This window comes from Stenotrophomonas sp. FR012, assembly GCF_047520565.2.
Taxonomy (GTDB): domain Bacteria; phylum Pseudomonadota; class Gammaproteobacteria; order Xanthomonadales; family Xanthomonadaceae; genus Stenotrophomonas; species Stenotrophomonas sepilia.
In genome coordinates this window covers 12,185-20,126 of record NZ_JAXBQL020000023.1, presented here as the reverse complement: position 1 = coordinate 20,126, position 7,942 = coordinate 12,185, and the positions used below count along the sequence as shown (strand labels likewise).

General features: G+C 66.8%; 6 protein-coding genes. 3 read left to right on the top strand and 3 right to left on the bottom strand.

The window, feature by feature from the left end; translation table 11 throughout:
* Positions 1-175: 175 nt before the first annotated feature.
* The 3 genes from ACM0O9_RS19555 to ACM0O9_RS19545 form a co-directional block, all read right to left on the bottom strand.
* Positions 176-1,825: a phosphoethanolamine transferase gene (locus ACM0O9_RS19555; RefSeq protein WP_235649434.1), complete on the bottom strand. Its 1,650-nt coding sequence runs from the start codon at positions 1,823-1,825 to the stop codon at positions 176-178.
* Positions 1,822-2,589: a phosphatase PAP2 family protein gene (locus tag ACM0O9_RS19550; protein WP_235649433.1), complete on the bottom strand. Its 768-nt coding sequence runs from the start codon at positions 2,587-2,589 to the stop codon at positions 1,822-1,824. The genes ACM0O9_RS19555 and ACM0O9_RS19550 overlap by 4 nt, the downstream gene beginning before the upstream one ends.
* A gap of 111 nt (positions 2,590-2,700) precedes the next feature.
* Positions 2,701-4,404 carry an ArnT family glycosyltransferase gene (locus ACM0O9_RS19545; RefSeq protein WP_235649432.1) on the bottom strand — a complete coding sequence of 568 codons (1,704 nt, stop codon included), beginning with the start codon at positions 4,402-4,404 and terminating at the stop codon, positions 2,701-2,703.
* 130 nt (positions 4,405-4,534) lie between these two features.
* Here ACM0O9_RS19545 and ACM0O9_RS19540 point away from each other — a divergent pair, with 130 nt between their 5' ends.
* From ACM0O9_RS19540 to ACM0O9_RS19530, 3 genes are all read left to right on the top strand, one after another.
* Positions 4,535-5,248, top strand: a complete 714-nt coding sequence (locus ACM0O9_RS19540) for a response regulator transcription factor (protein WP_065179475.1) — start codon at positions 4,535-4,537, stop codon at positions 5,246-5,248.
* On the top strand, positions 5,235-6,521 hold the full coding sequence (locus tag ACM0O9_RS19535) for a sensor histidine kinase (protein WP_005418277.1): 1,287 nt from the start codon (positions 5,235-5,237) through the stop codon (positions 6,519-6,521). The genes ACM0O9_RS19540 and ACM0O9_RS19535 overlap by 14 nt, the downstream gene beginning before the upstream one ends.
* 120 nt (positions 6,522-6,641) lie before the next feature.
* Positions 6,642-7,892 carry a DUF819 family protein gene (locus ACM0O9_RS19530; protein WP_005418276.1) on the top strand — a complete coding sequence of 417 codons (1,251 nt, stop codon included), beginning with the start codon at positions 6,642-6,644 and terminating at the stop codon, positions 7,890-7,892.
* Positions 7,893-7,942 lie beyond the last annotated feature (50 nt).

The window sequence follows — 7,942 nt, the reverse complement described above, 5'->3', positions numbered from 1 at the left end:
GGTTGCGGGGGCGTGAGCCGCATGGATGCGGCGACCGAGCTTACATGGACGTACTTGCAGCGTCCCCCGCAACCGGACCCACCCCGCCACCCCTCAGGAAACCCGCTTCTGCTGTTGCTTCGGCCGTTGCCGTTGCCCCTGCGGGTGCAGGGCTGCAAGCCCCGCCAAACCACCCTCAACCTTCGCAGTTGGCGAACACGTCGCGATCGCGCTCGTACAGCGCCGTCTTCACCTGCATCAGGCCCAGCACCGACGGGAACAGGTTGTCGTGGTCGGTATACGCCGCCGAGCGCTTGCGCACGCACTGCAGGTCCAGCCCGCGGCTGCTAGTGAAGCCCGGTGAGAACCACATCGTCATCGGTACGCGGGTCTGCTCGGCCGGTGCGATCGCATACGGCACGCCATGCAGGAACAGGCCCTTCTCGCCCAGCGATTCACCATGGTCGGACAGGTAGATCATCGCCGTGTCGTAATCCTGCATGCCCTGCAGGGTACCAATGGTCTTGCTCAGGAAATGATCGGTGTACAGCACCGCGTTGTCATAGCTGTTGGTGATCTCTTCGCGCGAGCAGCGGCCGATGTCACGGGTGTCGCAGGTCGGGGTGAAGCGGCGGAACGCGGGCGGATAGCGCTCGAAATAGGCCGGGCCGTGGTTGCCCAGCTGGTGCAGCACCACGACCCGGTCGCCGGGCTTGGCCCGCACCTGGGTGGCCAGGTCCTGCAGCAGGATCTCGTCCATGCAGCGGCCATCGGCGCACAGGCCGGATGTGGTGGCGTCGGACAATGACTGGAAGTCCAGGCCCTCGCACACGCCCTTGCAGCCGGACTGGTTGTCACGCCACAGCGGCGCGATGCCGGCGCGGTTCAGTACGTGCAGCAGCGACTGGTGCGCACGGATCTTCTTCTCGTCGTAGTCGTGGCGGCCCCACGGCGAGAACAGGCACGGCAGCGAGACCTCCGTGCTGGTGCCGCACGAATGCATGTCCGGGAAATTGATCACGCTGGCCTGCGCCAGTTCCGGAGTGGTGTTGCGGCCACCGTTGAGGCCCCAGTTCTGCGCACGCACGGTCTCGCCCATGACGATCACCAGCAGGCGCGGCTTGCTGGCCGGCGCTCGCGGAGTGGCCTTGGCGTCGGTGCCGATCGGCAGCTTCGGTGCGCGCTGCACCGGGTTGTCGCCACGCAGCGCACGCGGCATGCCCAGCAGCACGTTGGCCGGGGTGGCGAGGTAACGCACTTCGCGCTGGTTGCGCATCAGTGCCGAAACATCCTGGAACGAGATCAACGCGCCGCCGACGGCGGTCACCGCGGCCACCGCCAGGAACCCCAGTCGCCACAGCAGGCCGCGGCCCCAGCTGCGGCGACGCAGCTGCACGCGCCACAACACCGCCATCGGCAACACCGCCAGCAACAGTACCGGCCACAGCAGCGACACGGTCATCAGCTCGCGGCTTTCCTTGGGGTCAGTCGCCAGTACGTTGCGCAGCATGTCCGCATCCAGGTAGATGTGGTAGCGGCTCATGTAGTGCGCGGCGAATGCGGTCACCAGCAGCAACAGGCTGATCACCACCTTGGCGTTCCAGCGCCAGACCAGGATGCCCAGCAGCACGCCGTGAGCGCCCAGCAGCAACAGCAGCAGCGAAAGCGCGTAGCGCAGGCTGCCTGGATGGCTGGCCATCGCGCTGTGCCAGAACAGGCCATTCCCGGCTACCGCGAAGAACAGGCTGGTCAGCGCGATCAGCGCTTCGGTGGACAGCTGCGGCCGCCAGTGGCGCAGACCCGCAAGGGCGGGGAGGCGGGCGGGCCGTTGGACCGATGCACTCATGCGTTTGCCTCCTGGCGGTTGGGACGGTCTCGCTGACGGCGTGTCAGGACGCGTTTGACGATCAGATACAGGCCGAGCGAAAGCAGCCAGCAGATCAATGCGGTGGCGACGTCATGCGAGAGGAAGTGCGCGCCGCGCAGCTGCTGGCTGATGCCGAACACCAGACCGGTGCCAAGACCGATCCACAACCCGGCCCAGCGCCATGAAGGGCGCCACAGCATGGCAAAAAAGTAAAGGGACAACCATGCATAACCCGCGCTGGCGTGGCCCGCCGGGAAGCAGGCCTGCGCGGCCATGCCTGCGGGGCGCGCCGTGAAAAGCCCGATGAAAGGCTGGTGGCCACCGTAGCGGAGCAGATCCCACGGGCATTCCATCGGCACCAGCGACTTCAGCAGGGAGATCACGCCGGTGCCCAGTGCAATGGCAATTACGACATAAAGCAGCGCCCACTGCAGGGTGCGATCGCGACCCTTACGCCAGTGATGGAAGCACAGCAGGAGCACGACCAGCGCCGCCGCAGTGCTCAACCATTTACCGGCCTTGTGCACGACGCTGCGGGTGATCCAGGCGTCCTGCAATGCCCAATGGGCGCCCTCAAGACGGAACAGGTGGTCGGCCACCCACTGATCGCCGCCGAATCCCATCAGCAGCGCAAACACGGGCAAACCGATTGCGACAGGCAGCCAGATGTGCGTTACGGCAAATTTTGACGCCAGTGGCGATGTCGCAAGCGGTGCTATCGCATCAAGGGGACGGACGGGCATGCGGGGAAGGGGCGGTTCGGGAATCCGCGGTCATGCTCGTCACTTCGATGTCGGAGAAGGGTCGGACGCTCGTTCGTGCCGGGTTAATGCTTGCCCGGCACGTGTCAGCGTTCAGTCTTCTTCGGCGGTCGATCCTGTCCGCTCGGCATGGCATTCCGGGTTCCATGCAGTACCGGGAAGCAGTTGCCAACGATTCCTGTTGGCAACACCGATATCGATCACCTTGGCCGGATCCACGCAGGGACTCATCGCCTCGTCCAGCACCAGCAACCAGCGCTTTTCCGGCGCTTCGGCGAGCCAGGGGCCGGCATCGTGCCATTGCTCGGCCCAGGGCCGCTTGAAGCCGAACTCGCGTACCGGGCGGTCAGCCTGCAGCAGGTTCTGCTCGCGCCAGGCGACCAGCGCCAGTTCGGCGTCCGGACCGATCCGTGCGCCGACGCGGCGCATCAGCGCCGATGCCGATGCGTAGGGATCCAGTGCCGGAATCAGCACCAGGCCGTAGAGCATCCACAGCATGCCGTGGGTCAACAGCACCAGTGTCGTGGCGCGGCGCACCCGCAACCAGACGACCAGCGTGGCCAGCGCGATGGCGAAGGTCAGCAGGCCATCACCCAGCACCGGCAGCAGCGCATCGGGCATGGCCCGGCGCTCCAGTTGCGCCAAGGCCCACGGGTGCTCGGTCATCAGCATCACGCCGAGCACGCCGGTGGCCAGCATCAGCACCACGCTGTAGCCGAACAGATAGCGGCGCACGCACAGCCGGCGCAGCAAGCCGGGCAACAACGGCGCAACCGCCAGTGCCATCGCAGGCAGCATCGGCAGCACATAGACCTCGCGCTTGCCCGGGCTGGCGCTGAAGAACACCAGCACCAGCAGCGCCCAGCCCAGCAGCAGCCACTGCCGGCGGTCGCCCCGGCGGATGCGGCGCCACCACGGCTTGAACAGCAGCGGCAGCAGCAGGCTGCCCGGCAGCCATAGGGTCAGGATCACCTGCAGGTAGTACCAGGCCGGTTGGCGATGGTGCCAGGCGTTGGCATAGCGGGTACCGGTCTGCTTGAACAACAGTTCATGCGCGTAGGCCTGCAGTTCGGCGCTGGGCGTGTGCAGCAGCGCCCAGCCCAGCGGGGCAAGCCACACCGACACGCCCAGCAGGAAGGCCGGGATCAGCCACAGCAGCGTTGCCGGGTGGGGGCCGTCCACGCTGCGACCGCGGCGACGCTGGTACAGCCACCAGCCGAACCACGGCAGGACCATCAGCAGCGGCAGGAAACCCACGCCTTTGGTCACCGTGCCGAGGCCAGCGGCGAACCCCGCCAGCCACAAGGCAGCCAGGTTGCGGCGTTCGCACAGGTGGCGCATCAAGCCCCACAGGGCCACCGTGGTCATGCCGACCAGCACCATGTCGATCTGCGCGCGCTTGGCCATCAGGCCAAACTGCAGGGTGCAGAACAGCGCCGCCAGGGCGTACAGGGAATGCCGCGGTGACCACAGTCGGCGTGCCAGATCCGACACCAACCACAGGCTGAGCAGGGCGCCCAGCAGCGACGGCAGCAGGAACGACCACTGCCAGCTGCCGACGATCTCGTAGGCCGCCGCCTGCAGCCACATGAAGACCGGCGGCTTCTCCGCATACAGCTCCACGCCCCGGTGCGGCAGCAGCCATTGCCCGCTTTCGACCATGGTGCGGGCCGCCAGCACGAAGCGCGGCTCGTCCGGTGGCTGCGGCTGCCGAAGGCCGATCCCCGCTGCCAGCGCAGCAATGATCAACAGCCACAACAGGGGCAGGCGCCAACGGCGGGGCAGGGCTACGGGCACGGCAGGCTCCGGGAGCAAAACGGCCATTTTGAGGTGGCGGGGGTTGGAAAAGCGTCAGAGGAGGCCGGGGCGACCGCATTCCGACATGCGCAGCGCTACCATGGTACGAACTTCCGTGGATGTTTCGTGCATGCGTCTGTTGGTGATCGAGGACAACCGCCAGCTGGTGGCCAACCTGTTCGACTACTTCGAGTCGCGCGGGCATGTGCTCGACGTGGCCCCGGACGGCATCACCGGCCTGCACCTGGCCGGCAGCCACCCCTACGACGCGGTGATCCTGGACTGGATGCTGCCACGCATGGAGGGGCCGGAGGTGCTGCGTCGCCTGCGCGCCGAGCACGCTTCGGAGGTGCCGGTGATCATGCTGACCGCGCGCGACGAGCTGCCGGACAAGATCACCGGATTCCGCGCAGGTGCCGACGACTACCTGACCAAGCCGTTCGCCCTGCCCGAGCTGGAAGTTCGGCTGGAGGCGCTGCTGCTGCGTTCGCAGGGCCGAAACCCGCGCAAGCGCCTGCAGGTGGGCGACCTGGTGCTGGACCTGGCGACCCTCGAAGCCCAGCGGGGGGGGCAGGTACTCCACCTGTACCCGGCCTGCCGCAAGCTGCTGGAGGTGCTGATGCGTGCCAGCCCCGGTGCGGTCACCCGCCAACAGCTGGAGTTCGCCCTGTGGGGCGATGAGCCACCGGATGGTGACCTGCTGCGCTCGCATGTCTACGAGCTGCGCCGCAGCGTCGACGGTCCGTTTGCCGACAAGCTGATCCACACCCTGCCGCGGGTTGGTTACCGCCTTGCGGTGACCGCGGCCGCCGGTGCAGGCAAGGATGATGATGAAGGCGCGTAGGCCGGGCCCGCTGTACCGGCGCGTGGTGTGGTGGTTGCTGGGCTACCTGGCCCTGCTGTCGATCGCCGTGTTCAGCGTCGGCAACTACGTGCACGAACACGCCGAACATGCCGCCTGGCGCGCGCTGCTCAATTCCGAACTGGACAGCATCGTCGAGCACGTCGAGCATGAGCCGCACTATCGCTGGCAGGATTCGGACACGCTCAGCCTGTACCGCTTCGATGCAGTCAACCTGCCTGACAGCCTGCGTACGCTGCATCCGGGCCTTCACGACGGCGTGATGATCAAAGGCCGGGAGACGGCGGTGATGGTGCGCGAGACCCGGTCGATGGGACGTGTCGCGCTGGCGCTGGACATCTCCGACTTCCATGACCTGGAGCAGTTCGCCACGCGCTGGGTGATGCTGGCCGGGGTGATCATGATCTTCGTCACCGTGCTGATGGCGTCCTTCGGTATGGAACGCATGGTGCGCCCGTTGAGCCTGCTGGCCCAGCACATCGGCGCATTGCGGCCGGGCGTTCAGGGCCAGCGCATCGAGGTCGACCCGCGCGGCAGTTCCGAGCTGCACACCATCGCCGATGCGCTGAACGACTACCTGGACCGCAACGAGCAGTTCGTCGAGCGTGAGCGGGTCTTCATCAGTACCGCCAGCCATGAACTGCGCACGCCGATCGCAGTGATGACCGGTGCAGCCGAGCTGGCGCTGGAGCAACCGGGCCTGCCCGAACGTGCCCGCCAGCAGATGCAGCGGGTCCTGCGCACGGCACAGAGCGTGGAGCAGCTGATCGAGCTGCTGCTGGTGCTGGCGCGTGATCCTGCGCGCCTGGCCGCGCGTGCCGAGCGCATCGCACTGGACCAGCTGCTGCCGGAGATCGTCGACGACCATCGACACCTGCTCGGCGACAAGGACCTGAGCATCGGTATCCAGGCCGCGCCGGTGGATATCGTCGCGCCGCTGGCGGTGGTGCAGGCGGCGATCGGCAACCTGCTGCGCAATGCCATCGAAAACAGCGGCCGCGGCCATATCGAGCTGCAGCTGAGTTCGTCGGCGGTACTGACGCTGCAGGACCCCGGGCATGGGATGAGCCCGGAGGAAATCGCGGCGATCCACGCGCGCATGGCCCGCGGTGAGCGTGCCGATCGAGGCAGTGGCATCGGCCTGGACCTGATCGCGCGGCTGTGCGAGCACCTGGGCTGGACGCTGCAGTTGCAGCCCTGCCAACCGCGCGGGACGCGTGTCACCCTGGACTTCGGCGCTTCGCGCCCCGCCTGATCGGACGGCCGACCTGCTTCGCGCTGCGGCATGACCCGGCGTGAAGACAGTGTTAATCTCGACCTGCGCCGCTTCATGCGGCGCTTTTTTTTCCCGCTCTTTCGATCGACAGAGGATCCCATGCCGACCGAACCCGCTACTGCCCTGATCAGCAACGATATCGTTGGACTGGGCCTGATTGCCGCCACCCTGGCCCTGATCTTCTGGGCCGCCAGTGGTCCGACCCCGCTGTTGAAGAAGATCTTCGCCTGGGTGCCGGCACTGCTGCTGTGCTATTTCATCCCCGCCATCTACAACACCGCCGGTGTCATCGATGGCCACAACACCTCGCTGTACAACCCGGTCGCGCGTGACGTGCTGCTGCCGGCCGCGCTGGTCCTGCTGACGCTGTCGATCGACCTCAAGGGCGTCATCAAGCTGGGGCCGAAGCTGTTGCTTGTGTTCTGTGCCGGTACCGCTGGCATCATGCTCGGTGCGATCGTCTCCTTCCAGCTGATGAAGCTGATCCATCCGGAAACGGTGGCCGGTGATACCTGGGCCGGCATGGCCGCACTGGCCGGCAGCTGGATCGGTGGCGGCGCCAACATGGTCGCCATGCGTGAGGTGTTCGGCACCGATGCCACCACCTTCGGCCAGTTCGCCGTGGTCGACGTGGCCTGCGCCAGCCTGTGGATGGCGATCCTGCTGTTCCTGGCCAACCGCGCGCAGCAGATCGACACCCGCAACGGGGCCGATACGCGCGCCATCGACGAGATGAAGGCACGCATCAGCGCCTACGAGGCACAGAACGCGCGCATTCCCAGCATGACCGACCTGATGGTGATCGTCGGCGTGGCACTGGGTGGCGTCGGCCTGGCCCACGCCATCGCCGCACCGCTGTCGGGCTGGTTCAAGGCCAACGTCAGCTGGGCCAGCCAGTTCAGCCTGGACAGCCAGTTCGTGTGGGTGATCCTGCTGTCCACGGCGATGGGGCTGGGCCTGAGCTTCACCCGTGCGCGCCGGCTGGAAGCCGCAGGCGCTTCGCGGTTGGGCACGGTGTTCCTGTACTTTCTGATCGCCTGCATCGGCATGCAGATGAACCTGCTGTCGCTGCTGGATCGGCCGTGGCTGTTCCTGCTCGGCGCGATCTGGATGGCCACGCATGTGCTGGTGCTGTGGGTGGTGGCCAAGCTGCTGCGCGCGCCGCTGTTCTTCTTCGCGATCGGTTCGCAGGGCAACATCGGGGCGGCCGCCTCGGCACCGGTGGTTGCTGCGGCGTTCCACCCGACGCTGGCGCCGGTGGGGGTGCTGCTGGGTACGGTGGGCTATGCCACCGGTACCGGGTTGGCTTATGTCACCGGCCTGATCCTGAAGTGGATGGCCGGCGCCTGAGTTCTGACCGGACGATCCTGTTGCGGGTTCGCGGCGTGCGCCGCGAACCC